Origin of the sequence: Enterobacter sp. N18-03635 (assembly GCF_004006055.1) — a bacterium.
Taxonomy (GTDB): Bacteria; Pseudomonadota; Gammaproteobacteria; order Enterobacterales; family Enterobacteriaceae; genus Enterobacter; species Enterobacter vonholyi.
Genome location: NZ_CP034769.1, coordinates 2,385,861 through 2,403,070 on the forward strand (window position 1 = coordinate 2,385,861; position 17,210 = coordinate 2,403,070).

14 protein-coding genes are annotated in these 17,210 nt (G+C 57.1%); 6 read left to right on the forward strand and 8 right to left on the reverse strand.

Features of this window, described 5'->3' with window-relative positions; translation table 11 throughout:
* Positions 1-30 precede the first annotated feature (30 nt).
* Complete coding sequence (locus ELK40_RS12080; protein ID WP_127731071.1) at positions 31-1,092, reverse strand: YncE family protein; 1,062 nt, start codon at positions 1,090-1,092, stop codon at positions 31-33.
* A gap of 242 nt (positions 1,093-1,334) precedes the next feature.
* On the opposite strand from ELK40_RS12080, the gene pqqU reads away from it, so the two are divergent.
* Complete coding sequence (gene pqqU, locus ELK40_RS12085; protein ID WP_127731073.1) at positions 1,335-3,449, forward strand: TonB-dependent receptor PqqU; 2,115 nt, start codon at positions 1,335-1,337, stop codon at positions 3,447-3,449.
* A gap of 119 nt (positions 3,450-3,568) precedes the next feature.
* Here pqqU and ELK40_RS12090 read toward each other — a convergent pair whose 3' ends face one another.
* From ELK40_RS12090 to ELK40_RS12100, 3 genes are all read right to left on the reverse strand, one after another.
* A complete protein-coding gene (locus ELK40_RS12090; protein WP_111963665.1) occupies positions 3,569-4,237 on the reverse strand; it encodes a GntR family transcriptional regulator in 669 nt (222 codons plus the stop codon).
* A gap of 255 nt (positions 4,238-4,492) precedes the next feature.
* The gene (locus tag ELK40_RS12095) at positions 4,493-5,536 is read right to left on the reverse strand and encodes an NADP-dependent oxidoreductase (RefSeq protein ID WP_206529384.1); all 1,044 of its coding nucleotides are present in this window, start codon (positions 5,534-5,536) and stop codon (positions 4,493-4,495) included.
* Between the two features lie 62 nt (positions 5,537-5,598).
* Positions 5,599-6,174, reverse strand: coding sequence for a helix-turn-helix domain-containing protein (locus tag ELK40_RS12100; RefSeq protein WP_008501301.1), 576 nt, complete (start codon positions 6,172-6,174; stop codon positions 5,599-5,601).
* 148 nt (positions 6,175-6,322) lie between these two features.
* Here ELK40_RS12100 and ELK40_RS12105 point away from each other — a divergent pair, with 148 nt between their 5' ends.
* Together ELK40_RS12105 and ELK40_RS12110 are read left to right on the forward strand one after the other, a co-directional pair.
* Positions 6,323-6,841 carry a GNAT family N-acetyltransferase gene (locus ELK40_RS12105; protein WP_127731077.1) on the forward strand — a complete coding sequence of 173 codons (519 nt, stop codon included), beginning with the start codon at positions 6,323-6,325 and terminating at the stop codon, positions 6,839-6,841.
* The gene (locus tag ELK40_RS12110) at positions 6,838-7,287 is read left to right on the forward strand and encodes a DMT family transporter (protein ID WP_115875264.1); all 450 of its coding nucleotides are present in this window, start codon (positions 6,838-6,840) and stop codon (positions 7,285-7,287) included. Before ELK40_RS12105 ends, ELK40_RS12110 begins: the two co-directional genes overlap by 4 nt.
* 3 nt (positions 7,288-7,290) lie before the next feature.
* Here the strand turns inward: ELK40_RS12110 and ELK40_RS12115 are convergent, their stop codons facing one another.
* Both ELK40_RS12115 and ELK40_RS12120 read right to left on the reverse strand, forming a co-directional pair.
* On the reverse strand, positions 7,291-7,524 hold the full coding sequence (locus ELK40_RS12115) for a YdcY family protein (protein ID WP_127731079.1): 234 nt from the start codon (positions 7,522-7,524) through the stop codon (positions 7,291-7,293).
* 50 nt (positions 7,525-7,574) lie between these two features.
* A complete protein-coding gene (locus ELK40_RS12120; RefSeq protein WP_115875270.1) occupies positions 7,575-9,173 on the reverse strand; it encodes an ABC transporter substrate-binding protein in 1,599 nt (532 codons plus the stop codon).
* A gap of 283 nt (positions 9,174-9,456) precedes the next feature.
* On the opposite strand from ELK40_RS12120, the gene ELK40_RS12125 reads away from it, so the two are divergent.
* From ELK40_RS12125 to ELK40_RS12135, 3 genes are read left to right on the forward strand one after another with little or no spacing between them, the layout of a single operon-like run.
* Positions 9,457-10,803: an SrfA family protein gene (locus ELK40_RS12125; protein ID WP_127731081.1), complete on the forward strand. Its 1,347-nt coding sequence runs from the start codon at positions 9,457-9,459 to the stop codon at positions 10,801-10,803.
* 4 nt (positions 10,804-10,807) lie between these two features.
* Complete coding sequence (locus ELK40_RS12130; protein WP_127731083.1) at positions 10,808-13,789, forward strand: virulence factor SrfB; 2,982 nt, start codon at positions 10,808-10,810, stop codon at positions 13,787-13,789.
* On the forward strand, positions 13,786-15,963 hold the full coding sequence (locus ELK40_RS12135; protein WP_127731085.1) for a virulence factor SrfC family protein: 2,178 nt from the start codon (positions 13,786-13,788) through the stop codon (positions 15,961-15,963). Before ELK40_RS12130 ends, ELK40_RS12135 begins: the two co-directional genes overlap by 4 nt.
* A 71-nt stretch (positions 15,964-16,034) precedes the next feature.
* On the opposite strand, the gene ELK40_RS12140 is transcribed toward ELK40_RS12135, so the two are convergent.
* Positions 16,035-16,790 carry an alpha/beta hydrolase gene (locus ELK40_RS12140; protein ID WP_127731087.1) on the reverse strand — a complete coding sequence of 252 codons (756 nt, stop codon included), beginning with the start codon at positions 16,788-16,790 and terminating at the stop codon, positions 16,035-16,037.
* Between the two features lie 87 nt (positions 16,791-16,877).
* Positions 16,878-17,051, reverse strand: coding sequence for a GhoT/OrtT family toxin (locus ELK40_RS12145; protein ID WP_013096478.1), 174 nt, complete (start codon positions 17,049-17,051; stop codon positions 16,878-16,880).
* Positions 17,052-17,210: the final 159 nt, after the last annotated feature.

The following is a 17,210-nucleotide window of genomic DNA, read 5'->3' on the forward strand; positions in this document are numbered from 1 at the left end:
AGGGAAGGCAAATGCCTTCCTTTTTTTATCTTACAGCGCGATACGAATCACGTCGTCAGGCTGGGTAGCTTCCTGCTGGCGAGTCGATTTTTGCTTCACCGTCACGTACAGGGTTTTGCCATCCGCAGAGAGCGCCAGGCTGTTCGGGTAGACCGGCGTGTCGAACGTTTTAGTCACCTTATACGTTTTCGCATCTATCACGCTCACCTTGCCGGCTTCACGGTGCGTCACATAGGCTTCATTGCGGGCCGGGTTAAACAGGACCGCCAGGGATTCCGGCGCGGCGATTTTCGCGATCACGCTGCCGTCTTTCAGGCTCACCACCAGCACTTCCGGCTGTTTTGAATCAGTCAGGAACGCACGCTGACCGGCTGTGTCGAGGCTCAGGTTCAGATAGAAGTGCTCTTTCCCGTCATCCTGCACTTTTTTACGGCTCAGGATTTTGTTCGTGGCCGTATCAATGGTTAACAGCTCGCCGTCCGCATTCGTGGTGTAAAGACGTTTAGCCTGCCCATCCAGCGCAAGGCCGGTGCTGTAAGTACCGGTCCTGGCAATGGTCTCTTTTAGCTTCAGCGTGGCGCCATCCACCACCCAAATCACGCTCTCTTTACCGACACCTGTGATGTAAATGGTGTTGCTCGCGTCGTCCGCCACCAGCTGGCGCGGCTGCAGCGGTTTGACGGTTTCGCTGCGTTGACGACCGTCCAGCACCAGCCGCCCTTTTACGTCACCCGTTTTAGCATCAATCGCGGTTACCGCGCCGTTGATCGTATTGCCGAACCACAGCGTTTGGGTCGCATTGTCAATGGTGGCACCAAAGGGCTTGAGATCGCTATGGATCGCCTGCGTCACGTCCAGCGTGACCGGATCAAGACGGTAGACAACTCCGCCCTTATCGGTTTTACGGCTTTGCGAGGTCGCCACCCACAGCGCATTCTCCTGCTGGCTGACCGCCATTTCATACGCCCCTTTGCCCACCGCTTTACGCAGCACCTCTTCGGCGGCATGCACCTGGAACGTCCCGGCAAGCAGTAAAGTGGCAGACAGCAGTGACAGGCTCAGACGCGGTGAGCACAGATGACGTAAAGACATAACAATTCCTTTTCTGAAAAGTGGGGTTTGGGCTGACATCACTTCCGGCAGACAACGTCATGGCATTGCCTTTTGATAATGAGAATAGTAATCATTAATCAGTTGAATGTGGAGTTTTTCTTTCCCGCTTCGCCTTCCATTAACGCAATGTGCGGTTATAGTTTTCAAAACTTTTACAAAACCTTTAACATATATGGACATGTTCCATTTGGTTCGTTTATACACCACAACCGGTTTTATTCATGAAAATCATTTCTGCCCGTAAGGCTTCTCTCCCGCTGCTGCTGGTTCCTGTTATTTTTGCGCCGCTCACCGCCGTGAGCGCAGAGGAACAGACCATGATCGTCAGCGCCACGCCGCAAACCGTATCGGAGCTCGATACTCCGGCCGCGGTCAGCGTCGTCAATGGCGACGATCTGCGCCAGGCCACGCCCCGCATTAACCTGTCTGAATCCCTTGGCAGCGTACCCGGGCTGCAAATTCAGAACCGTCAAAACTACGCCCAGGATCTCCAGCTTTCGATGCGCGGATTTGGTGCCCGCTCAACGTTTGGCGTGCGCGGTATCCGTATGTATGTCGACGGTATCCCTGCCACCATGCCGGACGGTCAGGGCCAGACCTCCAACATCGATCTTTCCAGCGTGGAGAGCGTTGAAGTGCTGCGCGGCCCCTTCTCAGCCCTGTACGGCAACGCCTCCGGCGGCGTGATTAACATCAACACCCAGACCGGTAAGCAGCCGCCGACCATTGAAGCCAGCAGCTATTACGGCAGCTACGGTACCTGGCGCTACGGCATGAAAGCCACCGGCGCGATGGGTGATGGCACCCACGCGGGCGATGTGGATTACACAGTTTCCACCACCCGTTTCACCACCAAAGGCTACCGCGACCACAGCGGCGCGCGGAAAAACCTCGCTAACGCCAAACTGGGCGTGCGCATTGACGACGTCAGCAAGCTGACGCTGATTTTCAACAGCGTGGACATGAAGGCCAACGATCCGGGCGGGCTGAGCTATCAGGAGTGGCAGAACAATCCGCGTCAGTCTCCGCGCGGCGACCAGTACAACACCCGCAAGACCATCAAGCAGACCCAGGCCGGTCTGCGCTACGATCGCCAGCTCAGCACTCAGGACGACCTGAGCGTGATGATGTACGCCGGCGAGCGTGAAATGACGCAGTACCAGTCGATTCCGTATCAGCCGCAGCTAAAAGCCTCCCATTCCGGCGGGGTGATTGATATGCAGCGCCACTATCAGGGCGTGGATACCCGCTGGACGCACCGCGGCGAGCTGCTGGTACCGGTGACTTTTACCACCGGTCTGAACTACGAAAACCTGAGTGAAGATCGTCGCGGATACGAGAACTTCGCGATGAGCAACGGCGTGCCGGACTACGGGGTCAAAGGCGATAAACGTCGCGACGAACGTAACCTGATGTGGAACGTTGACCCTTACCTGCAAACGAGCTGGCAGCTGACGCAGAAACTCTCTGTTGATGCGGGGGTGCGCTACAGTTCGGTCTGGTTTGATTCCAACGATCATTACGTTACGCCGGGCAACGGCGATGACAGCGGTGACGCGAGCTATCACAAATGGCTTCCGGCCGGTTCCATGAAGTATGCGGTGACGGACGCATGGAACCTCTACGCTGCCGCAGGGCGTGGATTCGAAACGCCAACTATCAACGAACTCTCCTATCGCGCCGATAACCAGGGAGGCCTCAACATTGGGCTGCAGCCGTCCACCAACAATACGTATGAAGTGGGCAGCAAAACCCGAATCGGCAACGGCCTGCTGACGGCGGCGCTGTTCCGCACCGATACGGATGACGAGATCGTGGTGGACTCCAGTTCAGGCGGCCGCACAACCTATAAAAATGCCGGGAAAACCCGTCGTCAGGGTGTGGAAGTTTCCCTCGATCAGCAGTTTGCTGAGAGCTGGAAGCTGAAGATGGCGTGGACGTATCTGGATGCCACCTACAGGACTAACGTCTGCAGCGACGCTGACTGTAACGGTAACCGGATGCCGGGTATTGCCCGCAATATGGGGTTCGCCTCGTTTGGCTGGCAGCCGGAGGAAGGCTGGTACGCGGGCACGGACGTGCGTTACATGAGCGATATCATGGCCGACGACGAGAATACGGCGAAAGCGCCGTCGTATACGGTGGTCGGGCTGAACACAGGGTACAAATTCAACTACGGCAGCTGGGGCATGGACGTCTTTGGCCGCGTCGATAACCTGTTCGATAAAGAGTACGCGGGCTCGGTTATTGTCAACGAGTCTAACGGTCGTTATTACGAGCCTGCACCTGGCCGTAACTACGGGGTCGGGCTGTCGGTCTCTTATCGCTTCGAGTAAGCTAAAAGAAAAGTTTATTTGATTAATGAAATAACGCTCCTGATGGCAATAAACCATCAGGAGTTATTCACCGGATAAATAATTAGGTGCGAAATATAGTCGCCCTGCTAAATAATCTCTTAGTTAAAATATTGTCGCTGTAAAAGCAAATTCGCTTCATCAATCACCTTATCAATCGCCTTCTGGCAGGCAACAACATCTCTTCTCTCAAGGGCGGAAAGGAGTTCGTCATAGTGATATGTCGAGGCTTTGATATCGTTAAGCTCCTGATGCAGATAGTTCATACAGGGCCCGATGCGCACCCAGAGCTGCTCAATTAATGCATTAAGCGTAGGCATTTCCGCATACTGATACAGCGTAAACCGGAAGACGCGATTCGCATGCAACGCCTGCTGGACGTTCCCGTTGCGCATGGCCTCATGGAAGGCCTCCGACAATTTGCGCAACGCCTCCAGTTTGCTATCAGACATATTCCGACAGGCTGCGGCAACCGCCATTGGCTCAAGCTGTTTTCTTATGGCGTTAATCTCGTTATAGCGCTCCAGCGTAACCTCCGGAACCAGAAATGCCTGCGCGGGCGTAGCGTGTAATGCCCCTGATGACACCAGGCGCAAAAGCGCCTCGCGAACAGGGGTAATACTGGTTCCTAATTTATCGGCAATTTCTTTCGTAATCAGTCGTGCCCCAGGTTTGAGTGAGCCTGTAATTAACGCTCCTTTCAAACTGAGTTCAACTTGCATAGTAAGACTGACCCTTTGGGCTTTTTCTAAGTGATCCAAATCAAGCATGTGGAATTCCTGTAGCTAAAACTTAATGCTATTTTTAAACGCCAGTTTTAATAAAACGGCGCTGGTCCGATATATCCTGTATCGTCATGCCTGGTGGTGGGAAGTACGTAAAAACAGCAAAAAAAGCAAATTTTGTTTTTTTATCGTTTTCGGGCTCATCCGGGATGATGGCGCGAAAAACTATGTCCAGTAATTAAAGACAATATATCGTATCTTCACAAATAAATATGGCGGGAAACCCCGCCATATTGCTGTTTATTTATTGTCACTCGCGACGCGAATCACGACTTTGCCGAAGTTTCGTCCTTCCAGCAGGCCAATCAGCGCCTCGGGGGCGTTCTCCAGCCCGTCCGTTACCTGTTCGCGATAGTGGATTTTCCCCTCCTGCACCCAGCGCCCCATCTCTTCCTGGAACTCCTTAATGCGGTGCCCGTAATCCTGTCCGATGATAAAGCCCTGCATACGAATGCGTTTCTTCAGGATGGTCGCCATCAGGAGCGGCAGGCGGTCCGGCCCGTCAGGCAAGCCCGTCGCGTTGTAGCCGCTTACCAGACCGCATACCGGCACGCGCGCGGAGGTATTGAGTAACGGCAGCACGGCGTCAAATACTTTTCCGCCAACGTTTTCATAATAAACATCAATTCCTTTCGGGCAGGCTTGCTTCAGCTGGTCGGCAAAATCGGCCGCGTGATGATCCAGACACAGGTCAAACCCGAGAACCTCAACGGCATGGCGGCATTTCTCTGCGCCACCGGCCACACCAATCACCCGACAACCCTTGATTTTGCCGATCTGCCCGACGGTCGCGCCAACCGGACCGGTTGCCGCAGCCACCACCAGCGTTTCACCGGCTTTCGGTTGCCCGATATCCAGCAGCCCCATATAGGCGGTAAAGCCCGGCATACCCAGTATCCCCAGCGACCAGGAAGGATGAGACGGATTTTCGCCCAGCATCACAAGGCCGCTGCCGTCCGAGAGTTCATACTCCTGCCAGCCGCTGTAGCCCAGCACCCATTCACCCGGTTTGAAATCGGGATGATTTGACTGCTCAACCCGGCTGACCGTTCCCCCCACCATCACCGCACCCAGCTCAACCGGCGGTGAATAGGATGGCGCATCGCTCATGCGCCCCCGCATGTACGGGTCCAGCGACAGCCAGACGGTACGAAGCAAAAGCTGCCCCTCAACAGGGGCTGGAACAGGCTGCGTTTCCAGACGAAAATTTTCCGCCACCGGCGCGCCCTGAGGACGAGAGGCCAGCACCCAGCGGCGATTTTGCGAAACAGGTTGATTCATCAGGATCTCCTTCTGGTACAAATGTTATTACAGCCTGGCTCACGATCGGCGTTATCGCATTAGCATTACGAGCCGGACTGGTTAAGCCGTACAACCAGATAGATGCAGGTTTCATTCGTTTCGTTGATGAACCGGCAGTCATTTGGCGGCCCCAGTTCGAGACAGTCGCCGGCGTGCATTTCGTGGCGAGTGTCGCCCTCCTGAAACACCAGCTCACCGGACTGCAGCCAGATAAGCTGACGCGCCAGCGCGTAAGAAGAGGCAGGCATCGGAACATCGCTGCCCGCAGGCAATTCAACCTGAACAAGGTCGATGGGCAGATCGGTGCGGGGAGAAACATGACGGCGCAGGTAGTGCGTCTGCGGATCGCGCCAGACGGGCTGGTTTGCAAGGCGCAGCAGCTTGCCTTCCTGCATCTCGGCCCGGGCAATCAGCGTGGACATGCTGATGCCAAACGCGCCTGACAGGCGGGCAAGCAAGGTGGCCGTCGGGCTACTGTCCCCACGTTCAATCTTGTGGATCATGGCGCGGGAGACGCCTGCCCGGTCGGCCAGCTCGCTCAGGGACCATCCGCGAGACTCACGCTCCAGGCGAATTCTTGCGCTAATCCGTTGATTCATCGTGTCTGTTATGGTGTTCATGACGTCATACTATAGTGAATGAAGAGCATTTCAATGGGCTTTTGATAACAAAAAAATATGGCTTATGCCGTAGCGTTCGAGCTATACGATTGTGTAATATCGTGGCCACAACGTAATACTATAGTGAACAATACACAGAGGTTTAATCATGATCGTTCGTCATGCCTGCAAAGAAGACTGCGCTGCGATAGGAGAGATTTACAACCACGCGGTGCTGCATACTGCCGCGATCTGGAACGATAAAACCGTCGATACCGATAACCGAATCGCCTGGTTTGAGGCACGCACTCTCGCGGGTTACCCGGTTCTGGTAAGCGAAGAAGACGGCGTGATTACCGGCTACGCCTCTTTCGGCGACTGGCGCGCCTTCGACGGTTTTCGTCATACGGTTGAGCACTCGGTCTACGTCCACCCGGAACATCAGGGAAAAGGCATTGGCCGCACGCTGATGATCGCGCTGATAAACGAGGCCCGCGCCATCGGTAAACACGTGATGGTGGCCGGGATTGAAGCGCAAAACCATGCCTCGATTCACCTCCACGAAACGCTCGGCTTTGTCACCACGGGGCAGATGCCGCAGGTGGGAACCAAGTTTGGCCGCTGGCTGGACTTAACCTTTATGCAGCTGCAGCTGGACGAGCGCAGCGAACCGGACGCAATCCCATGAATCAGTCGCTGACGCTGGCGTTTCTGGTGGCGGCGGGAATTGGTCTGGTGGTGCAAAACACCTTGATGGTGCGTATCACCCAGTCCTCCTCCACCATTCTCATCGCGATGCTGCTGAACTCCCTGGTCGGCATTGTGCTGTTTGTTAGCATTCTGCTGCTGAAACAGGGCCTCGCCGGGTTCAGCGAGCTGGCCGCAACGGTTCGCTGGTGGACGCTTATCCCGGGGCTGCTGGGGTCGTTTTTCGTGTTTGCCAGCATCAGCGGATATCAGAACGTTGGCGCGGCGACGACCATCGCCGTGCTGGTAGCAAGCCAGCTGATTGGCGGGCTGGTGATGGACGTGCTGAGGAGCAATGGCATTCCGCTGCGCGCCCTGATTGGCCCGGTGTGCGGCGCGGTGATGCTGGTGGTCGGGGCATGGCTGGTGGCGCGACGCCAGTTTTGATCGCTAAAGTATGGTGCCGCCTTTCGTCAGCTGTTCCTCACGCGCTTCCATCTCCTCTTTATGCTGCTTACCGTGGTGCGAAATCGCGGTGCGCAGACGCTGCTGCTGGGTATAGCGATCTTCACGACTGAGCTCAGCATCATCGCTTAATTCAATCAGCAGCTCGTTCATGTGGGTAATCACGCTCTCTTCGATGGCGGCATCGACGCGGGCGATAACTTCATTTAAATGTGACATTGTCACTCCTTGTTATGTGCCCGGTAAGCACAGCGCCACCGGGCAAACGATCAGTTCAGCTTTGCCTTAGAGAAATCGCTGCCCATCAGGCTCACGCTGTATCCGGTCACGTTGCTGCGGGTCGCATAGAACGTTTTCCCGTTTGCCAGCGCGATCCACGGCGCCTGCTGGTAGAAGATCTCCTGCGCCTGGCCGTAGAGTTTCGCGCGCTCGGCCGGGCTGCTGGTCAGCTTCGCTTTTTGCACCAGATCATCATAACCCTTATCGCACCAGCGCGCGGCGTTGGATCCGGTTTTAATGCTGTTGCAGCCCAGCAGCACGTCGGCAAAGTTGTCCGGGTCGCCGTTATCGGACATCCAGCCAAACAGCGCGGAGTCATGTTCGCCTTTACGCATTCCGGAGAGATATTCGCCCCACTCGTAGGAGACAATTTTGGCTTTAACGCCGACTTTCGCCCAGTCGCTCTGGATCATCTCCGCGATACGACGCGAGTTCGGGTTATACGGACGCTGAACCGGCATTGACCACAGCGTGACTTCCGCGCCCTTCTCCAGACCCGCCTGCTTCAGCAGGGCTTTCGCTTTTTCAGGATCGTAGCTGTAGTCCTTCAGGTCTTTATTGAAGCCCAGCATATTTGGCGGGATCGGCGATTTTGCCACCGTGCCCGATCCCATAAAGACCGCATTAACGATGGCCTTCTTGTCGGTCGCGTAGTTAAGCGCCTGACGCACCAGCACGTTATCGAACGGTTTTTTCTCTGTGTTGAACGCCAGATAGCCGACGTTCAGCGCATCGACCGAGTGCAGCGTCAGGTCTTTGTTGTTCTTAATGGCATCAAACTGAACCGGGGATGGCGCAGGAATAATCTGGCACTCGTTGGTCTGCAGCTTCGCCAGGCGGGTTTCCACGTTTGGCGTAATGGAGAAGATGAGATGCTTCGTCGGCACTTCGCCTTCCCAGTAGTTCGGGTTTGCGACGTAGCGGATCAGCGAATCCACTTTGTACTGCTGCAGCACGTAAGGCCCGGTACCAATCGGCCAGGTGTCCACGTTCTCAGGCGTGCCCTTTTTCAGCATCGCGTCGGCGTATTCGGCGGAGAGAATGGAGGCGAAATCCATCCCCCAGTCGGCCAGAAACGCGGCGTTGGGTTCGCTGAGGGTGAACTGAACGTGATAATCGTCGACCTTTTTAACGTCCTGGATCAGCTTATCGAGACCCACATCGTTAAAGTATTCGTAGTTGCCCTGCGACACGTTGTGGTACGGGTGTTTAGGGTCTTTCTGACGCATGACCGAGAAAATAACGTCATCGGCGTTAAAGTCGCGCGTCGGTTTGAAGTATTTATTGCTGTTGAACTTCACCCCTTTGCGCAGGGCAAAGGTATAAGTCTTGCCGTCCGGCGAGATCGTCCAGGACTCTGCCAGCGACGGCACCGGGGTGTTTTTCACCGGGTCGAAATTGATCAGGCGGTTGTACAGTACCTGAGAACTCGCCACAAAAGACGGGCCAGAGCTGGCGATTTGCGGGTTGAAGGACTCGGGGGACGCTTCAGAACAGTAAATAAGGGTGTCGTTGTTTGCCGCCCATGCGGCACCGGCTGGTAACAGCGCGCTCAGCGCAAGGGCGAGCAGTGTTTTCCCTGTAGACATGGTTATAACCCTGACAGTTTTATTATATAGGACAGTAATAACAGCACAGGCGTTTTGACCTGGCAAATAACGAAACACTATCAGGTTATTCTAAAGCCGCGTTTTTTGCTGTTTTAACCGCCAGCGCCCAAAAAGATGATTTGCCTTAAGTGCCATTATTCGTCAAGCACAACCGTCACTTTCTATGCCGCAAGAAATCGGCCCTTTTAGCGTCTCTTCCCCCGTTTGGTTGCTTCCTCATTTCGTTAAAGTAACGGTGTGAAGAAGTATATGGGATCAAATCGTGGCAAAAACTCTTTTACGCAGCGGTAACCTGGATGACTTTCAGGCCGTTGGCGGCGGCGGACAAGCCGTTTTTGAATCAGCGTTACAAATCCGGGAAGCGCTCCGGTTGCGCAAACAACAGGCCATCGTCGACTGTCTGGCGATCCCTCAGGTCAACGACAGCGGTGACCGCGTGGACTGGTATTCCCCCGTTGAAGGGAGCGTAACCAGCTGGAAAGCGGCCGATGAAGATGACCGTTATCGCGCCCTGCGCTATCTGGAAAACACGCTCGCCAGCGTTGAGTCGTTAAGCAAGAAATGCCTCCAGTCCCCCAAAACCGCGCAGCAGCTTTTTGGCTCTCTGCTGTCAAAGGCGTTTCAGTTCCCGGGTGAAAACTTCCTCTTCCTGGTGGACGGAAAGCCTGTCATCAGCTTCTGGGGGTTTGTAAACCTGAACGAAAATGCGCGCGACGATGTTCTCGACTGCCTGCGAGAATCGCTGGTCCCTGAGCCTGCCCCCGTTGTGATTGAAGATCCTGAGCCCGAGCCTGAGCCAGAACCGGTTGTAGCCTTTGAACACGCCGACGAGCCGCTGATCGCCCCTTCCACTGTGGTGCGCATCACGCCGGAAGATTTGTATGAGCCAAAGCCAGCCCCGGTGGTTGCGCAACCCGCTCAGGAACCTGCTCTGCCGATCGTCGCGAAAAAACGTCGTGTTCCCCTGTGGACGCTGCCGGTTGCCGTCGCGATCGTTGCCGCCATTGCCGCACCGCTGCTGTGGCCAAAACAGTCGCCTTCCGCTGAGCCCGCACCGGTGCCCGCACCAGAACCCGTCGAGATTGCGCCAAAGCCGATCAAAGCGGTTGAGCCGCTGGCGATGAAACTGCCGCTGCATCAGGCAGAGGTCCTGGCAAACAAAGAAAAAGAGCCTGCTCCGACGCCTGCGCCACAGCCTGCCCCGGTGGTGATTGTCGCCATCCCGAAAGATGCCATGGTGATGGAAGCGAATCAGGTGAAAGCGGGATCGACGCGTTTCCTGAACGGTACCTGGCGTGCGGTTCTCGACGTGAAAGATCCGGTCACCGGCAAACCGCCGTCAATGCGCTATCAGATCCAGAACAATAAAGGCTTCGCCCGGGTTGTCCATGGCGACAACGTCGTCTGCCGCGCGGAGGTCTTCTCCGGGCTGCACAGCAACGGCGAGCTGATGATTAAAAGTCGCGGTACTGCCCGCTGCACCGACGGTTCCCGCTACCCGATGCCGGAAGTTGCCTGTAAAGCAGGCGCCAGCGATATCGCAGAATGTCGCGCCCGTTATGATGCCAATACCGTCGTTCCACTGACGTTCAAGAAAGCAGGTGCCTGATCCTATGCTGGTAAATCTTTGCGACTATAAACAAAGCGTCACGCTTATTGCCAACAGCGGCGTGCAGTTCCTTGATTTCGGTCTGACGCCGCAGGACACCGCCAGCAACGGGCGCTTCGTACGTAAAACCGCGAACGGCCCGCTTTTGCGACTCGATTTCGACCTGGTTAACGGGCGCTATACCCTGCCGGGAACGAACGGCGGGCAGCCTGAAGTGGTTAAGCCGGAAACCACCATCCCGCTGCATCAGTCCCTGGCGGTGCTGGACGGCGTCTGGCTTCCGGTTCCGTTCCTGCGCTTCAACCCGCCGCGAACCTTCGTTGAGGGGCCGGATAACTGGGCGCGCGTTCAGGTGCGCAGGCTGGATACACCCGACACTGCAGGCAATACGCACCGCGTCACTCTCGCCCTTGACAGCCAGATTGCTGAACACGCCACCTCCGCCCTTTCCCCGGTTGAAAACGATATTCTGAACGGGACCCGTTTCGCGCTGGCCTGGCGAGACAAGGAGGTTGAAAGCTTCCTCGACCAGACGTGGATTGACGGCTGGCTGCGCGAGGCGTTTACCCAGTATGCCGACGGCGTCGAAAACCGCTCAGAACGCGATCTCCAGCAGGCGATGCGCGGTTTTGAATATCAGGCCCACTGGCTCAACCTGATGACCATGCTCGGTGAACAGCTCACCGTGCCGGAAGTGAAATTTGTAACCCATACGCTCAGCACGCCTGCCATTCCGGTCGATCTGATCCTCGACGTGGGCAATACCCACACCTGTGGCGTCATTATTGAAGACCACGGCGATGCCAACGATGGCCTGCGCCAGACCGCCGAGCTGCAGGTTCGCTCGCTAAGCGAGCCGCAGTTCCTGAATGCGCCGCTGTTCACCAGCCGTCTCGAGTTTTCGGAAGCGCGTTTTGGCAAGCAGCACTTCTCGGTCGAAAGCGGTCGCGAAGATGCCTTTGTCTGGCCGTCCATTGTTCGCGTGGGTGATGAAGCCCGCAAGCTGGCGATGCAGCGTCTGGGGACCGAAGGCAACAGCGGCATCTCGAGCCCGCGTCGCTACCTGTGGGATGAAACGCCGGTCGTGCAGGACTGGCGCTTTAGCCAGATGAACAGCAAGACCCAGCGTGAACCGCTTGCCACCGCGTTTCCGCTGATGAACCTGATGAACGATGACGGCGAGCCGCTCTTCACGCTGCCGCAGGACGAGCGGCTGCCGGTCTTCTCGCCGCAGTACAGCCGCAGTACGCTGATGACCCACATGCTGTGCGAGCTGCTGGCGCAGGCGCTGGGGCAGATCAACAGCGTCGCCACGCGCTTACGTCTGGGATTCCCGGCGTCGCCGCGCCAGCTGCGCACGCTGATCCTGACGCTGCCCTCCGCCATGCCAAAGCAGGAGCGCGAGATCTTCCGTCGCCGCATGTTTGAAGCCATCGCCATCGTCTGGAAAGCGATGGGATGGCACCCGCAGGATGAGGATTTTGTCACCCGCAAACAGCAGGAAAAAAGCGTGGTGCCGGTACCTGAAATCCAGATGGAGTGGGATGAAGCCAGCTGCGGTCAGCTGGTCTGGCTGTATAACGAAGCCATCTCCCGCTTTGGCGGCCAGACCGAAGCCTTCTTCGCCTCTCTTGCTCGTCCGGACCGTGAACCTGAGCCGGGTAGCCAGCCGGGCCGCGCGCTGCGCGTCGCGTCCATCGACATCGGCGGCGGCACAACGGATATGGCGATCACCCATTATCAGCTGGACGACGGTTCCGGCAATAACGTCAAAATCACCCCTCAGCTGCTGTTCCGTGAAGGATTTAAGGTCGCGGGCGACGATACGCTTCTGGACGTGATTCAGCGCTACGTGTTGCCCGCGCTGCAAACGCAGCTGCAGAAATCCGGTATTGCTGATGCCTCGCTGCTGATGGCCTCGCTGTTCGGCGACTCCGGGCGTATTGATACCCAGGCCGTACTCCGCCAGCAGACGGCGCTGCAGCTCTTTATGCCGATTGGCCATGCCATTCTTGCCGCGTGGGAATCGAGCGACGTTGACGATCCGCTGGCCGGTCTGCATGCCACCTTTGGCGATCTCCTGCCGCAGAAGCCGACGCGCAACGTGATGAACTATCTGCAGCAGGCGATCGATCATGCCCTGCCTGCGGGCTCTGACGCTTTCGACCTGTTCGCCGTGCCGCTGCACGTCAGCTTCCGCGAAATGCAGGATGCGATGCTGGCCGGGCAGTTTACGCTGGCCTCCCCGCTGCACGCGGTGTGTGAGGCGATTTCACATTACAGCTGCGATATTCTGCTGATCACCGGACGCCCCGGCTGCCTGCCCGGCGTGCAGGCGCTCATTCGACATCTGCAGCCGGTGCCGGTCAACCGCATCGTCTGGCTGGATAAATACCAGGTGCACGAGTGGTATCCGTTCAGCCAGCAGGGGCGCATTGGCAACCCGAAATCGACAGCCGCCGTCGGGGCCATGCTCTGCAGCCTGGCGCTTGACCTGCGCCTGCCGCGCTTTAACTTTAAAGCCGCGGACATAGGCGCGTATTCCACCGTGCGCTATCTGGGCGTGCTGGATAACACCGTCAATACCCTGCGCGAGGAAAACGTCTGGTACCAGGATATCGATCTGGATAAACCCGGCGCGAAGCTTGACGCGCGTCTGCACTTCCCGCTGCGCGGTAACGTGACTCTCGGCTTCCGCCAGCTGGCGAACGCGCGCTGGCCCGCCACGCCGCTCTACACGCTCAGCATCAACTCGGCTGAACTGGCGAAAGCCATTGCCGGTGACGGCGTGCTTAACGTGCGGCTCAGGCTCTGCGGCGGCAGCAAGCAGGAGGGGCCGGAGGCCTTCGAGCTGAGCGATGCCTGGCTGCAGGACGGCACGCCTGTTGCGTCTGACGCATTAACCTTCAAACTGAATACTTTGGCCGATCGCCGACACAGCGGTAGCCACTACTGGATCGACAGCGGGAGCGTATACCTGAAATGACAGCGACGACGACCACCACTCAGGCCTTAATTGGGTGGATTAATGAGACGCGCCTGAACGCCCCTGTGCTGGATAACGATGCCGACGCCCTGCTTGCCCGCATCAACGCGGCGCAGGCGCGGGAGCAGGCCATTGAACGCGCCATGACCCGCCAGAGCAGCGTTGGGCTTTACGGCCATTCGCAGAGCGCGAAAGCGCACCTGCTGTTGTCTCTTTGCGGCAGCGGTAATGGACGCCTGAACGTGACGCCGGGCCAGCGCACCTTTGACTATTTTTCGCATATCAATCCGGGACATGCCCTGACCAACATGGCCGTCCGCTTTACCCGTGAAAACACGGAGGTGGCGGATGAGGCGTTCCCGCTGCGTCTGAGTCTTGTCACCGAGGCCGAGCTGGTACAGCTGTTTATTGCCCGTACGACCCTCCATCCACAGATGCGCGCAGTGGATAAAGCGGTCATTGAGACACGTCTGGAGAAGTGGCGCGGGCTGCGCCAGCCGCAGAGCGTGCCCGGCATCACGGCTCAGGAAGTGGGGACGATTGCCCGCTTCTGGCAAAGCACGGTTCCCGCCGCTAAGCAGCAAATTGATGATGCCCTGTGGCATGAGTTTGCCCAACTGGTACCTTCTCTCGATCTCAGCACGCGAGCCAGCGTCTGGTCGCTGCTCTGGGGCGAGCAGCAGGAGTTGACCCAGCAGTGGTTAAAACTGGCCCATGTGCTGCACCAGACCAGCCATGCCGGCGATCTTGCTGCCCCGCTTAGCCTGCTGGTGGACAGCTTTGGGCTGCCGGGTGAAGGGTTCCTGACGCACGACGGCGCGTTAGACCTTCAGGACGCGCAGGAGACGCTGCTTCATCCGCTGAATAGCGGTGAAATGCTTAACGCCATCAGCATCCCGGTCGACGTGCTGGCATTCCTGACCCGCGAGCTGGTGCTGCCGGTTGAGAACGGGGCTCTGGATAACGTCGATATTATTGATATTCCGGTTTTTGAAGATAACCGTGCCGATCCGCTACGCCAGGCAAAATCCCAGTGGCTTCTTGAACATTACCGTCAACAGCTTCAGCCGGATGTGCTGGTGATTTGCAACGCGACGGCACAGCACGAACAGACGGCCAAAAAAGCAAAAGTGTTAATGAACTGGGTGAAGGAGACGCAGCCTGCTGTAGAATCTGCCCTGCCGGGGCTGGTGTGGGCGATCACCCCGCATGACGCCCGCTTTACTACCCGGCAGAATCTCGATGAAGCCGTACAGCATCTGCTCGGAAAGCCGGGTTTACGCTGGGGCACGCTGCAGGCGCTGGACAGCCACAGCATGCAGCGCGTCATCGAATGGCTGTCCCAGGCCACGTTACCCGCGCAGCGACAGAAACGTCTCGGCACGCTGAAAAACGCGCTGCGTCAGGAGCTGTCGGCGCTGATGCAAAGCTATCTGGCCCCGCTGGTTGAGGAACCGGGGACAAGACGCGCTCAGGCGGAAAACATGGTGCGCATGCTGCAAAGCAGCGCCGCCCGCCACGGCGAACTGCTTGAAGGCCTGCTGCCGCCTCTGAAAGCCTTTGAAACGCTGCTCGCCGTTCAGCAGCCTCGCGAGGAGCAGGTTAACGGGCTATTTACGGATACCATTGACCTGTTTGCCGAGAACGCCCAGGAAAGCACTGGCCTGTTCCAGACAAAAGACAAAGCGCGTCTCGCGCACCGAGTCTGGATAAATCATCTGCGCCAGTGGAGCCGCAACGAGGCGACCGCCGCCCGTCTTGGGCTGGATCCTGAGGTGTTACAGCAAATCGCGGATGTGCTGGTCGTCACCAGCTACCGGCTGGATCTGCCTCAACAGCTTCAGCGCATTGTCGAAGCGGATAAAAGTAGCGCGGCACAGCTGCATGCCGTGATGGGCAATTTCGTTGGCTGGCTGGGTTACGACCAGACGCCCGTGGCAACACGTCCGGCAAGCCGCATCCGCAAGGGCCAGGCCATCTTCGTCACGCCGGTGGTCAGCAGCGCCGAGCCTCGTTTGACGCGCCTGGGAGAACAGCCTGTACATGCGGCCACCGCGTACGTGTACGACTGGCTGGTCGCACTCTATAGCCGCGCGATAGAGAACATTGATTACCAGCACCCGCATGATGTTCAGCCTGACGCACGTCAGGCACTACGGGATTTAATAAAGTAGCCGCCCTTCTTGCCGGGTGGCGCTGCGCTTACCCGGCCTACATTTCGCAACGATGATAAATCGCACAATAATCACATCGTCATACATTCGGCTAAGGCCCGCGCCAGCGCAGAGGGGTTTTCCCACGACATCGAGTGCCCCGCCGCAGGGATAATTTTTACCTCAACGCCCTTTTGCTTCAGATTATCCACATCGTCATCCGGCAGAGAGAGCTCGCCAAAAATCGACGTTACCGGGCAAGGGAGTGACAGGAACAGCGCTTCCCACTCGGGCTCAACGCCCGCCACCAGGCTCGATGCGCCCCGCCAGACGGCATACGGCGCATTACTCTGCAGGCACCCGGCCCACGCCGTTTTTTCTGCGCTAAGCATGGCGTCATAACCCTGCTCCAGAAACTGTTGCTCGGTTTGCGCTGCAATAGACCGGCTGAACATGCCCCCACCCGCGTGGAAATTGGGCTCTGACACCATCAGTCCCTTCACGCGCGACCCCAGCAGCCCCGCCGTTTCGATAGCGATACTGCCGCCCATGCTGTGGCCGTATAACCAGAAGGAATCCAGCTCAAGATGGTCAATCAGTTCCGCGACAACGTGCGCCTGGTCAGTGGTTTTATAGCTGTAGTGCTCAGGCTTATCGCTGTAGCCGCAGCCGGGCAAGTCGATGAGAATCGCTCTGCGCGCGCCAAACAGCGGGTCATGTACGACGCGGGGATATTCGTAGGAAGAGGCGCAGCCCAGCCCGTGAATAAACACCACGGGATCGCCGGTGCCGGGCAGGTCATGCCAGCGCACGGTGCAACCGGCCTGCTGCGAGTAAAAACTGTTCATAAGCACTCCTTTTTATGATGCACTGTGTATTTATACAGTCACCACATCAGGAATGCTATGTTCATCTTTTAAAACTGGAAGCGTGCTTCAGAAAAGCGAGACCAGCAGCGCAACGGGAAAGCTCATTGGCCAGGTTGACCCCACCAGAAAAGCGCTGAGCAGGCGGATACGTTTGCGGTCTTTAGAGAGGAACCAGGTGATTAATGCGCAGATGGAAGCCATGATTGCGTAAAAAACCAACATCTTTTGATACAAAGTCATTCTGTATACCAGAGCCGAAAAAATAACCGCACGCAATATGCGTCATATGTTGACACAGATCAAGTTTTTTCGTTACAGAATAACCACTTAAAAATTATGGCTAATAACAATTGAGTATCTTTCGTAACACGTGTGGCGGGCAAGGAGAACGCCTGGCCG